Source organism: Dinoroseobacter shibae DFL 12 = DSM 16493 (assembly GCF_000018145.1).
Lineage (GTDB): Bacteria > Pseudomonadota > Alphaproteobacteria > Rhodobacterales > Rhodobacteraceae > Dinoroseobacter > Dinoroseobacter shibae.
On the sequence record NC_009952.1, the window covers coordinates 577,281 to 593,592 of the forward strand.

The 16,312-nt window shown below is 65.3% G+C and carries 15 protein-coding genes; 4 read left to right on the forward strand and 11 right to left on the reverse strand.

Annotated elements, in window-relative coordinates:
* Positions 1-171: 171 nt before the first annotated feature.
* Both DSHI_RS02980 and DSHI_RS21625 read right to left on the reverse strand, forming a co-directional pair.
* A complete protein-coding gene (locus tag DSHI_RS02980) occupies positions 172-1,218 on the reverse strand; it encodes a permease (protein ID WP_012177264.1) in 1,047 nt (348 codons plus the stop codon).
* Positions 1,190-1,534: an ArsR/SmtB family transcription factor gene (locus DSHI_RS21625; RefSeq protein ID WP_012177265.1), complete on the reverse strand. Its 345-nt coding sequence runs from the start codon at positions 1,532-1,534 to the stop codon at positions 1,190-1,192. Before DSHI_RS21625 ends, DSHI_RS02980 begins: the two co-directional genes overlap by 29 nt.
* Before the next feature lie 77 nt (positions 1,535-1,611).
* Between DSHI_RS21625 and DSHI_RS02990 the strand changes: the two genes are divergently transcribed.
* Together DSHI_RS02990 and DSHI_RS02995 are read left to right on the forward strand one after the other, a co-directional pair.
* Entirely contained in the window at positions 1,612-2,220 is a 609-nt protein-coding gene (locus DSHI_RS02990; protein ID WP_012177266.1) for a uracil-DNA glycosylase family protein, read from the forward strand.
* Positions 2,217-3,002: an SseB family protein gene (locus tag DSHI_RS02995; RefSeq protein WP_012177267.1), complete on the forward strand. Its 786-nt coding sequence runs from the start codon at positions 2,217-2,219 to the stop codon at positions 3,000-3,002. The genes DSHI_RS02990 and DSHI_RS02995 overlap by 4 nt, the downstream gene beginning before the upstream one ends.
* Positions 3,003-3,035: 33 nt before the next feature.
* Here the strand turns inward: DSHI_RS02995 and DSHI_RS03000 are convergent, their stop codons facing one another.
* From DSHI_RS03000 to DSHI_RS03035, 8 genes are all read right to left on the reverse strand, one after another.
* Positions 3,036-3,971 (reverse strand): 2-hydroxyacid dehydrogenase, encoded by a 936-nt coding sequence (locus DSHI_RS03000; protein ID WP_012177268.1) that lies wholly within the window; start codon positions 3,969-3,971, stop codon positions 3,036-3,038.
* 9 nt (positions 3,972-3,980) lie between these two features.
* Positions 3,981-5,120 carry a rod shape-determining protein RodA gene (rodA, locus tag DSHI_RS03005; protein ID WP_012177269.1) on the reverse strand — a complete coding sequence of 380 codons (1,140 nt, stop codon included), beginning with the start codon at positions 5,118-5,120 and terminating at the stop codon, positions 3,981-3,983.
* Positions 5,117-7,060 carry a penicillin-binding protein 2 gene (gene mrdA / locus DSHI_RS03010; RefSeq protein WP_012177270.1) on the reverse strand — a complete coding sequence of 648 codons (1,944 nt, stop codon included), beginning with the start codon at positions 7,058-7,060 and terminating at the stop codon, positions 5,117-5,119. The genes rodA and mrdA overlap by 4 nt, the downstream gene beginning before the upstream one ends.
* A complete protein-coding gene (locus DSHI_RS03015) occupies positions 7,057-7,596 on the reverse strand; it encodes a hypothetical protein (RefSeq protein WP_012177271.1) in 540 nt (179 codons plus the stop codon). Before DSHI_RS03015 ends, mrdA begins: the two co-directional genes overlap by 4 nt.
* Complete coding sequence (mreC, locus tag DSHI_RS03020) at positions 7,589-8,488, reverse strand: rod shape-determining protein MreC (protein ID WP_012177272.1); 900 nt, start codon at positions 8,486-8,488, stop codon at positions 7,589-7,591. The genes DSHI_RS03015 and mreC overlap by 8 nt, the downstream gene beginning before the upstream one ends.
* Positions 8,489-8,523: 35 nt before the next feature.
* On the reverse strand, positions 8,524-9,561 hold the full coding sequence (locus DSHI_RS03025; protein WP_012177273.1) for a rod shape-determining protein: 1,038 nt from the start codon (positions 9,559-9,561) through the stop codon (positions 8,524-8,526).
* 248 nt (positions 9,562-9,809) lie between these two features.
* Positions 9,810-11,387, reverse strand: coding sequence for a 2-isopropylmalate synthase (locus tag DSHI_RS03030; RefSeq protein WP_012177274.1), 1,578 nt, complete (start codon positions 11,385-11,387; stop codon positions 9,810-9,812).
* A 183-nt stretch (positions 11,388-11,570) separates the two neighbouring features.
* Positions 11,571-12,368, reverse strand: a complete 798-nt coding sequence (locus DSHI_RS03035; protein WP_012177275.1) for an SMP-30/gluconolactonase/LRE family protein — start codon at positions 12,366-12,368, stop codon at positions 11,571-11,573.
* Positions 12,369-12,494: 126 nt separating this feature from the next.
* Here DSHI_RS03035 and DSHI_RS03040 point away from each other — a divergent pair, with 126 nt between their 5' ends.
* Both DSHI_RS03040 and DSHI_RS03045 read left to right on the forward strand, forming a co-directional pair.
* Positions 12,495-13,160 carry an SDR family oxidoreductase gene (locus tag DSHI_RS03040; RefSeq protein ID WP_012177276.1) on the forward strand — a complete coding sequence of 222 codons (666 nt, stop codon included), beginning with the start codon at positions 12,495-12,497 and terminating at the stop codon, positions 13,158-13,160.
* Positions 13,154-14,683, forward strand: coding sequence for a cryptochrome/photolyase family protein (locus DSHI_RS03045; protein WP_044028287.1), 1,530 nt, complete (start codon positions 13,154-13,156; stop codon positions 14,681-14,683). Before DSHI_RS03040 ends, DSHI_RS03045 begins: the two co-directional genes overlap by 7 nt.
* 46 nt (positions 14,684-14,729) lie before the next feature.
* On the opposite strand, the gene DSHI_RS03050 is transcribed toward DSHI_RS03045, so the two are convergent.
* Positions 14,730-16,136 carry an MORN repeat-containing protein gene (locus tag DSHI_RS03050; protein WP_012177278.1) on the reverse strand — a complete coding sequence of 469 codons (1,407 nt, stop codon included), beginning with the start codon at positions 16,134-16,136 and terminating at the stop codon, positions 14,730-14,732.
* Between the last annotated feature and the right edge of the window lie 176 nt (positions 16,137-16,312).

The window sequence follows — 16,312 nt, forward strand, 5'->3', positions numbered from 1 at the left end:
AACGCCGTGAATGCCTAACGGATAACTTCGACAAGTTAACGACATACACAACACCCATGACGATCTTGATCAATCGTATTGATAAAGTGGATTGATCCAGGCCGGTATACGGCCTGGCCGCTGATGAGAGCAGATCCGGAGTGTGGCAAGCGCCCTCACTCACGGTACCGGTCACGCAATCATGTTCCAGGCAAGCCCGGCGAGGATCGCGCCGGTCAGGGAAAACCCCAGATACGACGCGAAAACCCTCGGTTTCACCAACGCCCAGACCGCAACGGCGGCCGGAATGCAACTGACGCCGCCCGCAATCACGAAGGACATTGCCGCACCCGGGGACATGCCCTGTTCCAGAAGACCCGCAATCAGCGGGACAGCCGCGTATCCGTTGAGGTAAAGCGGCGCGCCCACGATGCTGGCGATCAGGATCGGGCCTATGCCGTCCCCGCCCATGGCGCTCGCAATCAGGTCTGCGGGCACGTAGCGCAGCATGAGCGATTCCAGCACATAGGCCAGCAGCAGCCATTTTCCGAGAAACAGAAGGTTGTGGACCGCGACGTCGCGAAACTCGCGACGCCTCGGGGCTTCGCGCCAGAACGCCCAGACCGGCCGCCCATCGAAAGGCGTCGGGCCACAGCCGCAACACCCGGACTTCGGCGCAGATTTCAAAGGGTCGGCGTAGAGGGCTGTCCCGGCAAGGGCGCGCACGGAAAAGCCGCCCATCATCCCCAGCCCGATGGCCGCGACCGTTTTGCCCAAGGCGAAATCGAGGCCCAGAGCACCGGAGGTGATGAAGAACATGGCCGGGTCCATGAGCGGCGACGCCAGCCAGAACGCCATCACCGCGCTCAGCGGCGCGCCGACGGCGAGCAGGGCGGCGATGAACGGGATCACTTCGCAGGAACAAAAGGGCGAGAGCCCGCCGAAGGCGGCGGCCAGCACGATCATGCGGGTCTCGTTGCCTTGAAAAACCTTGGCCAGCAGGGTCGTGGCCCCTGCGGCGCGCAGATAGGCGACAGTGCCGATCGCGAACAGGATGAAGATCAGCGTATGCCCAAAGGACCCGAGCGTGTTCTCGATGACCGGGCGCAGGGCGGCCGTGTCGAGGACCGCAACCGCGACCAGGATAACGGCGATGGCGGTGAGGGCCGCATCGGGGCGGGGCAGGCGGCGCCGTTTGGCGTGGCCGAGGTCAGGAGGCTGTGTGGAGGTCTCGGCCATGGTCGTGTCCTGTGGGCGTATCGGCGCAGCATTGCGCCAGAAGGTAGTCGGAAAGGCCCGTCACCCGGTCATAGACGACGGTGCAGCGGATGATCCGACCCTCGCGGGTCTGCTGGACGAGACCAGCCTGCACGAGGGTTTTGACATGATGTGTCAGGGTCGATCCGCTGACACCGGCCCGTGCCCCGAGAACACCGATGGGCAGCCCTTCGGGACCTGCGCGCACCAGCACTTCGAGCACGCCGAGGCGCTGGGGGGCACCAAGGGCGGCAAAGGCAGCCGCCGCTTGGGCGCGTGAGTCGGTTTTCGTTTCCATATTTCTATGATTATAGAAATATAGTTTTTTGCAAGCTCCCTCTTGGGTCTTTCGGCGACCTGTCGCAGGGTGCGGTCATGTCCGATCACGCTCTTGCCAAAGACCTGGCGGCCTGCACGCTCTGCGCGAGCCGTTTTGCGACCACGGCCTCGGCGCATCGGCCCCGGCCGGTGGTGTGGTTCCGCCCGACCGCACGGGTGCTGATCGCGAGCCAGGCGCCGGGGATGCGCGCGCACAAGGCCGCGCGTCCGTTTACCGACCCGTCCGGTGTCCGCCTGCGCGCGTGGCTGGGGGTGAACGAGGACACCTTTTATGACAAGAACCTGTTCGCGATCGTGCCCATGGGCTTCTGCTTTCCCGGTTACGATGCCAAGGGCAGCGACCTGCCGCCGCCCAGGATCTGCGCACAGACCTGGCGCGCGCCCATTCTGGCGGGCTTACCGCAGATCGCGCTGACCCTGCTCATCGGGGGGTATGCGCAGAAATGGCATCTCGGGCCAGAGGCAAGGGCGGGGGTGACCGAGACCGTGCGCCGCTGGCGCGACTACGCGCCCGATGTTTTCCCCTTGCCGCACCCGTCGTGGCGCAATACCGCATGGCTCAACCGTAACCCTTGGTTCGAAGCGGAATGTCTGCCTGCCCTGCGGGCGCGCCTCGGCGAGGTGTTGAAGCAGGTGGAGACATGACGGAAACAAGCCCACTCGATACCGCGCATGCGGCAATGGAAGCCGATCCGCAGGATGATGCCGCGCGGCTGCGTTTCTATGACCGTCTCGCGGACGCGGAGCTGTTCTTGTTGCTGGAGGGCGAGGCCGAGGGCGACCGCATCACCCCCCGGGTCTTTCCGGTGGAAGAGCACCGCTATGTGCTGGCCTTCGACCGCGAAGAGCGTTTGACCCGATTTGCCGAAGGGCCCGCCGCCTATGCGGGGCTGTCCGGTCGGAGTGTGGTGCAACTCCTGGCCGCGCAGGGGCTGGGGCTGGGTCTGAACCTGGAGGTCGCGCCATCGGCAATGCTGCTGCCGCCGGAGGGTGTAACCTGGCTGGCCGAAACGCTCGGGGTCTCCCCTGAAGAGCTGGCTGCGAAACCGGCGGAAATCACGCCCCCGCGCGGGCTGCCCGAAGCGGTGCTGACCGCCCTCGATGCCAAGCTGGCCACGGCATCGGGACTGGCGCGTCGGGCTTACCTCGCCGGTGTCGCCTATGAGGATGGACGCCGCGGGCATCTTCTGGGCTTTCTGGGCACGGTGCCCGGGGCAGAGCCCGCCCTGGCGGCGGCCGTGCGCGAAGCGCTGGTCTTTTCCGGGATCGAAGCCGGGGCGCTCGATGTCGGCTTTCTGCGGGACAGCGACCCGCTGGCAGGGGCGTTGGCACGCCACGGGCTGCGGTTCGACCTGTCCGAGCCCGAGGCGTTCAGCGGCCCCTCTGCACCGGGCATGGACCCCGACCGCCCGCCGAAACTGAAATAGCCGCCGCGCTGACGCGTTTGGCGCGCGGCCGGATCAGTAGCCCGCCTGCCGGTCCACCAGATGCAGGAACGGCTCGCCGGCTTCGCCCCGCCTGATGTTCTCGACCACCACCCGGGCTGCGGTTTCCGGACGCGTCTCGGACGCGATATGGGGCGTGACGGTGACCTTCGGATGGGACCAGTACGGGTCATCCGGCGGCAACGGTTCGGTGCGGAAGGTGTCCAGGGTCGCATGACCGACCTGCCCGCTGTCGAGCGCGGCCAGCAGCGCTGCATCATCCACCAAACCGCCGCGTCCGGGGTTGAGCACCACCGCACCCTCCGCCAGGCAGGCCAGCGCCCCCGCATCGAGGATGCCCTCGGTCGCGGGCGTATGCGGCACCAGCAGGATGACGACTTCTGCCCCAACGAGGGCTGCATGCAACGCGTCGCCTGAGAAGCTCTCGACGCCCGGGATGTCCTTGGGGCGCCGCGCATAGCCGCGCACCTGGAAATTCAGGGCCACGAGCGCCTCGCTGACCGCGGCCCCCAACGCGCCGAGCCCAACGACCGTCACCTTGCGGTCCCGTGCAAGCGGCGGGATGAAGTCGAAATGCCGCCAATCCCCGTTCTGGGTGGCCAGCATCCGGTCGATGCCGAGGTGATGGCGCAGCACATGGCCGACGCACCATTCCACCATTCCCTCGGTCAGCCCGGTATCCACCATGCGGGTCAGAGGCACGCGCAGGGTGTCGTTGCCCACGATCCCTTCCACCCCGGCCCAGAGGTTCTGAACCAGTTTCAGGCCCGTGAAAGGCGTGAAATCCTGCACCGGTCCGCCCGGGGCATAGATCATGTAATCCACCGTCGCCGGATCACTGGTATCGCAGTCGAGCCGTGCCGTCAGACCGACCTCTTCCAGGGCAGCTGTCAGCGGGGCTTGGTATTGGTCCCACCGTGCGTCCTGCGCGGCGAAGAGGATGCGGGGCATTCGATATCCTTACCTGGGGCGGTGGACATGAGCGCTCTGGACCAGGCCAAAACCGACCAGCAGCACCAGCATCGCAGAGCCACCGAAGCTGACCAGCGGCAGGGGCACGCCGACCACCGGGGCCAACCCCATCACCATCGCCATGTTCACGGAGAAAAAGAAGAAGAAGGTCGCGGCCACACCGATGATCAACAGGCTGGAGAACCGGTCCTTGGTCCGCATCGCGGACACAAGACAAAAGAGTACGATCAGACCGTAAAGTGCCAGCAGGGAGATGCCGCCGATGAAGCCGAACTCCTCGGCCAGTGTCGTGAAGATGAAATCGGTGTGCTTCTCGGGCAGGAAGTTCAGACGGCTCTGAGTGCCTTCCATGAACCCCTTGCCCGTCACGCCGCCGGACCCGAGGGCGATCTTGGATTGGGTGATGTGATAGCCCGCGCCAAGAGGGTCGTTTTCGGGGTTCAGGAAGGTGTCGATGCGCCGATACTGGTAGTCCTGCAACAGCTGCCAGTCGGTTCCGCGCGACATCAAAACCGCCGCGACCAGAGCAATGCCGCCCAGGATCACCACCGCGAAGTAAAGCCAGTGAACCCCCGCGACGAACATCACAACCCCGCCCCCGGCCATCAGCAGGATCGAAGTGCCGAGATCCGGCTGGCGGAGCACCAGGGCAACAGGGATCATGATCAGCAGCACGGGGACAAGCACCCAGAACGGGTGGGAGGTCTTCTTCAGATCCAGCACGTCGTAATAGGCAGCCAGCAGCATGATCAGAGTGATCTTCATCAGTTCCGAAGGCTGCAGGCGCATGAAGCCGAGATCGATCCAGCGCTGGGCGCCCATGCCGACCACGCCAAAGAATTCCACCGCCAGCAGCAGGACGAGCGACACGATATAGGCCAGCACCGAAAGGTTGCGCCAGACATAGATCGGCGTGAAGGCGACCACGAACATGATCGCCAATCCGAGGGCAAACCGCTTCATCTGCGGCTCGACCCACGGGGTCATGGATCCGCCCGCCACGGAATAGAGCATCAGGAACCCGAAGCTGGCCACCGCGACGATCAGCAGAATGAGCCCCCAGTTGAGGTGCAGCACCTTGGCGAGCCCGGTGGGGACCCGCTGAATCTGTGACTCGAGATAGCTCATGCGCGGCTGCGGCCCTGCTCGGGCTCCTGGCGCGGGCGCAACTCCAGTGCGCGTTGCCGCTCGTCGATCATGTTGCGCTGATGGGCGGGATAGGCGCTGAGCGGGGGCAGGCCGCCATAAAGCGCCTGTAGCAGGACGTCCCGCGCGATCGGGGCCGCGGCCTTGGAGCCACCGCCGCCATGCTCGACAACGACCGAGACGGCATAGCGCGGGGCATCGAAGGGGGCATAGCCCACGAACAAGGCATGATCGCGCCGGTTCCACGGCAGGTCTTCGTTGCGAAACACGCCGCGGGCGCGTTCTTCGACGGTGATGTTGCGGACCTGGCTGGTGCCAGTCTTTCCGGCGAGCCGATAGGTGCTCTCCGCGATGCGCGAGCCATAGGCCGTACCGCTGCGCAGGTTCGTCACCTCGTAGAGCGCGCGCTGGATCACCTCCAGATGCGCGCGGCGAATGCCGAGTGGCGCGGGGTCGGGCCGTGCCACGGGCCGGTCGTTCACAGCCCGGATCAGGCGCGGCATGATCTCGCGCCCGGTTGCGAGCCGCGCTGTCATCACGGCCAGTTGCAGCGGTGAGGCAAGAACGAAACCCTGCCCGATGGACGCATTCAGCGTATCGCCCACCTGCCACGCCTCGCCCCGGTTCGCGGCCTTCCAGGCGCGGTTGGGCATCAGGCCCTCGGCCACCGCCGACATGGGCACATCGAACCGGGTGCCGAGGCCAAAGCGGCGCGCCATCTCGGCGATCTTGTCGACGCCGACCTTCTGGCTGATGTCATAGTAATAGACGTCGCAGCTCTCCCGCAGGCTGTCGACCAGGTTCATCCAGCCATGGCCGCCGCGTTTCCAGCAATGGAATCGGCGCGTGCCCAGCTTGTAATGCCCGGGGCACCAGACCCGCTCGCCCGGGTCGATCACCCCTGCTTCCAGCGCGGCCAGCGCCGTCAACATCTTGAAAGTCGAACCGGGTGGATAGGTGCCCTGCACCGTCTTGTCGGCCAGGGGACGGTATTCATCCTCCAGCAGGGCTCTGTAATCGGCGCTGGATATCCCCCGTACGAACTTGTTCGGATCGAAACTGGGTGCCGAGGCGATGGCGCGGATATCGCCATCCTCGATATCCATCACCACCACGGCCGCGCTTTCCCCGGCCAGTCGGGCTTCGGTGTAGTTCTGCAGCGCGTGGTCGAGTGTGAGTTGCAGATTGGCGCCCGGTTGACCCTCGTCCCGGCGCAATTCTCGCATCACCCGGCCCGCGGCGTTCACCTCGATCTGGCTGCTGCCGGCCGAGCCGCGTAGCGCCTGTTCGAACTTGGCCTCCACCCCGGTCTTGCCGATCTGGAAGCGGGGGATCTGCAACAGCGGATCGTCATCGTTGAGCCGTTCGAGATCGAAATCGCTGACTGGGCCGACATAGCCGATGGAATGGGCGAAATCCTGGTCCAGCGGATAGTAGCGCGACAGCCCCACCTCGGTCACGATGCCGGGCAGGGCCGGGGCGTTGATGCTGATCTCGGAGAATTGCTCCCATGTCAGCCGGTCGGAAATCGTCACCGGCACAAACGGCGACCGACGGCCCATTTCCCGCCGCGCGCGCGCCAGGTCCTCTTCGGGAAGCGGGACGATATCCGTCAGTGTTCTCAGGACCGCATCCACGTCGCCTGCGTCCTCGCGCACGATCACGACCCGGTAATTCGGCGCATTGCCCGCCAGCAGAACCCCGTCACGGTCATAGATAAGCCCACGCGCCGGGGGCAGAAGGCGGATATTGATCCGGTTCTCTTCGGCCAGGAATTTGTACTGTTCGGCTTCCTTCACCTGCAACTCGCGCATGCGAACCGCGAGGGCACCCAGAACGCCCAGTTGCAGCCCGCCGACAATCAGCCCCCGGCGGGTGATCGTGCGCGCGCTGAGCTTCATGTCCTTGTCGGCCCGTTTCATACCCGCATCCCGAGAATGCGCGGACCATCGGTCGGGCGGGGGCGCACGCCGCACAGATAGACACTCGCCAGAACCACCACCGGATAGATCGCGAGCGTCGACAGAAGGTGGAGCATCTGCGCGCTGAACGCCGGTTGCGGCACAAGCGCAATCGCCAGCAGGACGCGCTCGGCCACGGTCATCGCCGTGAGTGTGGCTGCGACCAGGCCGAACTCGACGGCGATCGGGGTCTCGCCCTCCCGGTAGGCTTGGCGGCGCATCACCTCGGAGCCGACCAGCACAAGAAGCGTCCAAAGGCCGGGGGGGCGTTGGAACAAGAAATCCTCCACCAGCACCACCGCCACGATCAGCGTGACCGGAAGGACATCGGGGCGCCGCAGGACCCAGGCCAGGATAACGCAAAGCACCACGTCCGGCCCAGGGATCCGCGGCGCCGCCACGCTCAGCGGTAACAGCGCAACGATCAGGACGGCCGCCACAAGGGCCAGGAAGACCACGCGCAGCACCCACAGCTTCGGCTCGAACGCGCTACCCATCGGCGCGTTCCTCCAGGGCAGCGATGGGTGGCGTGTCGATCCCGTCGATCGGGGCGGCCTCGGGCAGGGCCGGGGTCGGCTGGCCGCGCAGGACGCGCAGAAACTTCAGTCGCTCGTAATCCGCCGCGAGGCGCAGGCGGAACCGGCGATCCGGACCGATGGCGACCTGGCCCGCCAGCAACTCGGCGGGAAAGACCCCGCCATCCCCGGATGTCACGACCCGGTCGCCGGCGCGCACCTGCTCGGGCGCTTCGATGAAGTCGATCAAGGGGGCTGCGGAGTTGTCGCCCACCAGCATCGCGCGCTGCCCCGAGGGCTGCAGGATCACGGGCACCCGGCTCGACGGGTCTGTCAGCAACAGCACCCTGGCCACCGACGGCGCCGTTCCCGCGATGCGGCCGACGAGGCCGAGACCGTCCATCGTGGCCCATCCATCTTGCACCCCGTCTTCGGAGCCGACGTTAAGCAGCACGGAACGCCGGAACGGCGAGCCGCTATCGGCCGTCACAACGCCGGTGATGAAGGTCAGCTCCGGCTCGATCCGGACATTGTTCAGCCCGAGAAGCTGCGCGTTCTCCTGCTCCAGTTGCAGGGCGGCTTCGCGCCAGGCCTTCATCTGCTGCAATTCGCGGCGCAACTCTTCGTTCTGCTCGAACAGACGCGCGTAGGACTGGAAGTCTTCTGCCATGCGCGACACAGCGGTGATCGGCGCCATCACCCAGTCGAGGTTGGGCACCACGCGCTCTATCACGCTCATCCGCATTTGCTCGACGCGTGGGCTGTCGATCCGCCAGAATGCGAACAGGCCGAGCAATACCACGACGAGACACCCGATCAGCACCCGGCGGATCGGCTTGAAATAGATGTCGTCTTCGTTGCGATGCCTTGCCAAGGTCTCTCCTCAGCGCGCCCGTGAGAGGGGACAGTTCAGCTTTCGTAGTCGATCGCGTGGCGCAGTTGCTTTTCGTATTCCAGCGCCTTGCCCGTGCCCAAGGCTACACAATTGAGCGACTCGTCGGCAATAGAAATGGGCAAGCCCGTCTGTTCGCGCAAGGCGAGGTCCAACTCACCCAGCAGCGCGCCGCCCCCCGTCAGCATCACGCCGCGATCCACGATGTCCGCCGCCAGATCCGGCGGTGTCGCCTCCAGCGCGGTCATCACCGCCTCGCAGATCTGCTGCACTGGCTCCGCGAGTGCCTCGGCCACCTGGGCCTGGTTCAACTCGGCCTCCTTCGGCACACCGTTGAGCAGGTCGCGCCCCCGGATATGGATCGTCGCGCCGCGCCCGTCATCGGGCATCCGTGACGTCCCGATCGAGGTTTTGATCCGCTCCGCCGTCGCCTCGCCGATCAGAAGGTTCTGCTGCCGCCGCAAATACGAGATGATCGCCTCGTCCATCCGGTCGCCGCCCACGCGCACGGAGCGCGCATAGACGATATCGCCCAGCGACAGCACGGCAACCTCGGTGGTGCCGCCGCCGATATCGACGACCATGGACCCCGTGGGATCCGTGATCGGCATCCCCGCCCCGATTGCCGCGGCAATGGGCTCGGCGATCAGACCGGCACGCCGCGCCCCGGCTTTGAGCACGGAGTCCCGAATGGCCCGCTTTTCAACCGGGGTTGCCCCATGGGGGACGCAGACGATGATCTTCGGTTTCGAAAACAGCGTCCGCCGATGGACCTTGCGAATGAAATGCTTGATCATCTCCTCGGCGACATCGAAATCCGCGATGACGCCTTCGCGCATCGGGCGGATCGCCTCGATGGAACCCGGCGTGCGCCCGAGCATCAGCTTGGCGTCCTCGCCCACGGCCAGAACCTGCTTCTTGCCGTCCTTGACATGGTACGCGACCACGGAGGGCTCGTTCAAGATGATGCCGCGCCCCTTGACGTAGACAAGGGTGTTCGCTGTCCCGAGGTCGATCGCCATGTCCGTGGAGAAGAGCGAAAAGCCACCTGCCATTGCTCGCAGTCCTCATGAGTAGAATCGTTGGCACAGACTCGACCGCGCCGAGGTGCAAGTCTTAATGAACCCTGCACCCCACAGGGTAAAGACCCATTTCCGGATGGCACGGGCAGCTTTCCGCTGGCTCCGTGGCGTTGGCGGTCCCGAGGATCTCTCGACTGGGGCACAAGAAAGCCCGATTGGGCTTGCGCAGGACCGAGGCGCCCGGGAAAGGACGCCTCGCACCCCTCTGCCGAGGTCGGTTTTCAGCTCACGTCCTTGTAGGACACTTCCTTGCGATCACTGCCCAGAGGCGACTTCTCGCGTCGCAGGATCAACCGGTTGAGCGCGGCGACATAGGCCTTGGCCGAGGCGACGACCGTGTCCGTGTCGGCCGCCTGGCCGGACACAATGCGCCCGTCTTCTTCCATGCGAACGGTCACGGTGGCCTGGGCGTCGGTCCCCTCGGTCACCGCATGCACCTGGTAGAGTTGCAGCCGCGCCGTATGGGGAAACAGCGCCTTGACCGCGTTGAACGTGGCATCCACGGGGCCATCGCCCTGGGCGGTCACCTGCTTGTCCACCCCGTCGATGGACAGGGTCAGGTCCGCTGATTGCGGCGCTTCGGTGCCGCAGATCACGCGCAGAAATTTCACCGACAGCCGCTCCCGCGCCGGATCGCTGCTGGATTCGGACATCAGCGCGACGAGATCCTCGTCGTAGATCTCCTTTTTGCGGTCGGCGAGGGCCTTGAACCGGACGAACACGTCCTTGAGCTGATTGTCGGCCAACTCGTAGCCGAGGTCCTTGAGCTTGGCGCGCAATGCCGCGCGGCCCGAATGCTTGCCCATCACTAGGTTGGTCTCGCTCAGACCGATATCCTCCGGGCGCATGATCTCGAAGGTCTCGGCGTTCTTCAACATCCCGTCCTGGTGGATGCCCGACTCGTGCGCAAAGGCATTTTTGCCGACGATGGCCTTGTTGAACTGCACGGCGAAGCCCGAGACCGCCGCGACCCGGCGCGAGATGTTCATGATCTTGCGGGTGTCGATGCGGGTCTGGTACGGCATGATGTCGTTCCGGACGCGCAGGGCCATGACAACCTCTTCCAGCGCCGTGTTGCCCGCGCGCTCCCCCAACCCGTTGATCGTGCATTCGACCTGGCGCGCCCCGGCATCGACGGCCGCCAGCGCATTGGCCGTCGCCATCCCGAGGTCGTTGTGGCAGTGGGTGGCGAAAGTGACGTCTTCGGCACCCGGCACATCGGCGATCAGGCGCGCGATCAGATCGGCGCTCTCGCGCGGGGCGGTATAGCCGACCGTGTCGGGGATGTTGATCGTGGTGGCGCCTGCCTTGATGGCGATCTCGATGACCCGGCAGAGATAGTCGTATTCCGTGCGTGTCGCATCCATCGGCGACCACTGCACGTTGTCGCACAGATTGCGCGCATGGGTCACCGTGTCATGGATGCGGTCCGCCATCTCGTCCATGGTCAGGTTCGGAATCGCGCGGTGCAGGGGCGAAGTGCCGATGAAGGTGTGAATGCGCGGTTGCCGAGCATGGCGCACCGCCTCCCAGCAGCGGTCGATATCCTTGAAGTTGGCCCGCGCAAGCCCGCAGATCACCGAATTCACGGAATTCTTGGCGATCTCGCTGACGGCGGCGAAATCCCCGTCCGACGCGATGGGGAACCCGGCCTCGATGATGTCGACGCCCATCTCGTCGAGCAGCGCGGCAATCTCCAGCTTCTCGTCATGGGTCATGGTTGCGCCCGGGCTCTGCTCGCCGTCGCGCAAGGTCGTGTCGAAGATCAACACGCGGTCCTGATCGGTTTTGTCTGTCATGGGATGTCTCTCTGGTAAGCTCTCAGCTGTCTGTCGCGAAATGGCGCAGGATTACCTCTGAGCGGTCGCGCCGGACGGCACGCTCAGAGGCGGCTAAGAAGCAGGAGACGCGCAGCACCGCGCGCGCTGTGGCCAGCGCGCGGCGGAGTCGTGGATGAGAACACGTGTGGCGTCATAGCCCCTTTATACGGGCGGCGCGCCGAATTCCAAGCTCGAAATCAGGCAGGCGGAGGGCAGCGGCTCTCCGGCGACGTCCAGCTGGGTGGGGATGTAGTCGAACACGGCGATCATGCCGCCTTCGTCGAAGGCGACGAAAATCTGGCTGCCTTCGGCGTTCACGGTGATGCCCTCGGCATCCATCCCCGCAAACGCCAGCGAGGTGACCGAGCGCAACACGCCATCGGCGGAAAACTCGAACAGGCTGTCGGAGGCGTCGGCGTCATCGACCACGAGGATCGTGCCATGGACGGGATCCTGGGTGATGCCCTGCGGCTCCATCAGTTGCGGTGTCTGCATGTACCCGATCAGGCGACGCACGGTCGTGCCATCCTGGCGGATCTGCACGACCTCGGCCGCAGTGTCATCGGCCACCCAGAAATCGGAGGTCGCGTTGTCCACGTAAAGCCCGTCCGTATCGCGCAGGTTGACCGAGAGGCGGAACGCCTCCCCAAGCGCCTCGCCGTCCCGCGAGACCCGTTGGTACATGCCCGATCCGTCCGAAATCAGCAGGTGATCCCCTTCGACGGCAACCGCATCCACACGGTGCAGGGGGGCCTGGAAACTGCGCACCTCGTTGCCCCACAGATCGATCATGCGGACGGTGCCGGTTTCATTCGCAACCCAGAGGGCGCAGGCATCCCGGTCATAGGCGAGACCGGAGGGGCCATCTGCGGGAAAGCTCCGCAGCAGGTGCAGTTCAATCGCGGAGGCCGGGCCCCCGAGCAGCGCGGTCAAAAGCGCGGCCAATAGCAGTCTGGTCATAGGTCAAACTCACTCTATGTCGCCTCCCTCAGCCTTGCAAAAACGCTACCGCGAAAAGGTTAATAAAAAGCCTCGGCAGATTGCCGCTGCGACCTAAGTGTCACCCTCCTGTGAAGGAGAGAAGCCATGGCCCCTCGCGCCCTCGTGCTCGGCAGTTCCGGCGGCATTGGTGCCGCGCTGGTTGCGGAGCTAACAAAAACACACGAAATCAAGGGCCTGTCGCGGAGCGTCGACGGGTTCGACATCACGGACGAGGACTCGGTCAACGCCCATCTGAGCCGTCTGGAGGGTCCTTTCGCGCGGGTCGTGGTCGCCACCGGCGCGCTCGAGATCGGCGGGGCGGCACCGGAAAAGTCCCTGCGCGACCTCTCGCCGCAGGGTCTCCTGGATCAGTTCGCCCTGAATGCGATGGGGCCGGCACTGGTGCTTCGGCACGCGCAGCGGCTGTTGCCCAAGGATACCCCCTGCGTCTTCGCCGTGCTGTCGGCGCGGGTCGGTTCGATCGGCGACAACCGGCTCGGCGGTTGGTACAGTTACCGGGCCGCCAAGGCTGCGGTGAACCAGATCGTCCATACGGCGGCGATCGAGATTTCCCGCACCCACAAGCAGGCGGCCGTCATTGCTCTGCATCCCGGCACGGTCGCCACGCCGTTCACCGCGAAATACCTCGGACGACACCCCGCCGTGGCACCCGCGGAGGCCGCGGCCAACCTCGTGCGGGTCATGGACGGCGTCACCGCCGCGCAGACCGGCGGATTTTTCGACTGGGCCGGCAAGGAGGTGCCCTGGTGACGCGCCTGATCCTCGTTCTCGGCGACCAGCTGTCGCCGGACATCGCAGCCCTGCAGGAGGCCGACAAGGCGCGCGACGTGATCGTCATGGCCGAAGTCGCCCACGAGGCCCGCTATGTCCCCCATCATCCCAAGAAGATCGCCTTCATCTTCGCCGCCATGCGCAAGTTCGCCGCAAAGCGCGCGGCAGACGGCTGGCGCGTGGCCTACACCAGGCTCGACGACCCCGAGAACAGCGGCTCGATCCCGGGCGAGCTTCTGCGCCGGGCCGCGGCGCACGACGCCACCGAAGTGATCGCGACCGAGCCTGGCGAGTGGCGGCTGATCTCGGCGCTGGAGGATTGCCCGATCCCGGTCCTGCAAATGCCGGATACGCGCTTCCTCGCCTCCCACGAGCGGTTCGAGACCTGGGCCGAGGGTCGCAAGCAACTGCGGATGGAATACTTCTATCGCGAGATGCGTCGCGAGACCGGCTATCTGATGGACGGGGACAAACCCGCAGGCGGCAAGTGGAATTTCGACCACGACAATCGCAAACCGGCGCCCGAAGACATCTCGTTCGAAGGTCCATTGAAATTCACCCCGGACGAGGTGGTCGAAGAGGTGCTCGACCTGGTCGAGCGCCGGTTCGGCAACAATTTCGGCACCCTGCGCCCCTTCTGGTTCGCCACGGATCCCCACCAGGCCCGCGAGGCGATGACCCATTTCATCGACCATGCCTTGCCCCGCTTCGGCGACTACCAGGACGCGATGCTGGCGGACAACCGGTTCCTCTATCACTCGATCCTGTCGGTCTACATCAACGCGGGGCTGCTGGACTGGCGCGAGGTCTGCGATGCGGCGGAGGCCGCCTGGCGCGCGGGCCACGCGCCGCTCAACGCGGTGGAGGGGTTCATCCGCCAGATTATCGGCTGGCGGGAATACATGCGCGGGATCTACTTCCGCGAAGGGCCGGACTACACGGCGCGCAACGCGCTGGGCCATGACGCGGACCTGCCGGATTTCTTCTGGACCGGCGAGACCGATATGCGTTGCGTGGCCAAGGCGGTTGGCCAGACCCGGGACGAGGCCTATGCCCACCATATCCAGCGGCTGATGGTGACGGGCAATTTCGCGCTGCTGGCCGGGGTGGCGCCGGCGCAGGTGCATGAATGGTACCTGGCGGTCTATGCCGATGCCTATGAATGGGTGGAGGCCCCCAATGTCATCGGCATGAGCCAGTTCGCCGATGGCGGGCTCCTGGGCTCCAAGCCCTATGTCTCCAGCGGGGCCTATATCGACCGGATGTCGGATTATTGCAAAGGCTGCGCCTACAAGGTGAAGCAGAAGACCGGCGAAGGGGCGTGCCCGTTCAACCTTTTGTACTGGCATTTCCTGATGCGCCACCGGGACCGGTTCGAAAAGAACCCCCGCGTGGCGCAGATGTACCGGACCTTCGACCGCATGGAAGAGGATCGCCGCAAGACCATTCTGAAAGAAGGCGACGCGCTCATGGCGCGGCTTGCGGACGGGGCGCGGATCTAGCTCTCAGGGCCCGGTGGGCGGGTTCAACGCGCCGGGCGACCGCCACCTACTCGGATGCGGGCGCGGGTTCCGCCGCGGGCTGGACCAGAACGCCGTTGCGCCACTCGCCGGTTTCCACCTGTCCGCTGAAATAGCGCAGGGTGCCTTGACCCACCCGTTTTCCGTTCTCGAAAAACCCTTCATACACGTCGCCATTGGCATAGGTCGCGCGCCCGAATCCGTTGATCTCGCCGCCCTGCCAGCTGCCTTCGTACCGGAACCCGTCGGCCAGGGCGACAACGCCCTCGCCTTCGCGCACCCCGCCGACGAATTCGCCCTGGTAGACAGAGCCATCCGGGTAGGTGGCCGTACCTTGCCCCTGCTTTTCACCCGCAACCCAGGAGCCGGTATAGCTGTATCCGTTGGGATAGGTGATCGTCCCGGTGCCATCGGACAGCGCATTGCGGAACGCGCCCTCGTAGACGATGCCATTGGCATAGCGCGCGATGCCTTCGCCTTCGATCACACCCGCCACCCAGGTGCCGGTGTAGGTCGACCCGTCAGGGTAGGTGATCTCGCCGACGCCCTCGGGCTTTTCATCCACGAAACTGCCCACGTAGCGCGAGCCGTCGGGATAGGTGACCGTGCCGTCCCCCTCGATGCGCCCCTCGATCCAGGTGCCTTCGTAGCGGTAGCCGTCCGGCCCTTCGAAAACGCCTTGGCCGTGGCGCATGTCGCGGTCGAACGTGCCTTCGTAACGCCAGCCATTGGCATAGAGCATGACGCCCGATCCCTGCAGTTTCCCCTCCGAAAGCGTGCCTTCGTAGATGTCGCCATTGGGCTGGACCAGCCGACCTTCGCCGTCGAACTGCCCGTTGCGCCAGGACCCGGTATAGGCGAGGCCATCGGGCGTCGTCACCGATCCGGTGCCGGTGCGGACCCCGTTCACCACCTCTCCCTCGTAGACCGCGCCATCCGCATAGGTGATCACGGCGCGGCCGGTCATCTCCCCATCGGCCCAATCCCCGTCATAGACATAGCCGCTGGCGGTTTCCATCCGCCCCTGGCCGTGCTGCCGTCCGTTCAGGAAGTCACCGACATAGATCGACCCATCCGCATAGCTGGCCGTGCCGGTGCCAGTCCGTCTGCCGTCCACCCAGGCGCCTTCATAGGTCGACCCGTCGGCATAGGTGATCCGGCCCTGGCCTTCGGGTTTGCCCTTGGCGAATGTGCCCACATAGACCGATCCGTTGGGAAAGCGCGCCTCGCCCTGGCCCTTGATCTCGCCCCGTTCCCACTCGCCCGTGTAGACATAGCCGTTGGGCAGGGTGTAGGTGCCCACCCCGTCCTGCAACCCGTCGACGAAGCTGCCTTCGTAGATGCCGCCATCGTCGAATTGCTTGACCACCTGCGCGTCCTGCGCCTGCACGGATCCTGCCGCAACGAACAGGGTGACCACAGCCACGCTTCGCATGACACGTCCTGCATTTCCGAGTTGCACGATCTTGACCCTCCGCCACCGGTTTCGCCGGGTTGGCGCCGCCGGTTTCGCGGACACCTGCCTTCTTTGCTCCCAACGCTAGATCACGAGACAAAGCGGGGCAATAGCGCGTCAGCCGGTCCATGCGATCCGGTCGCAAAGCGGGCCTG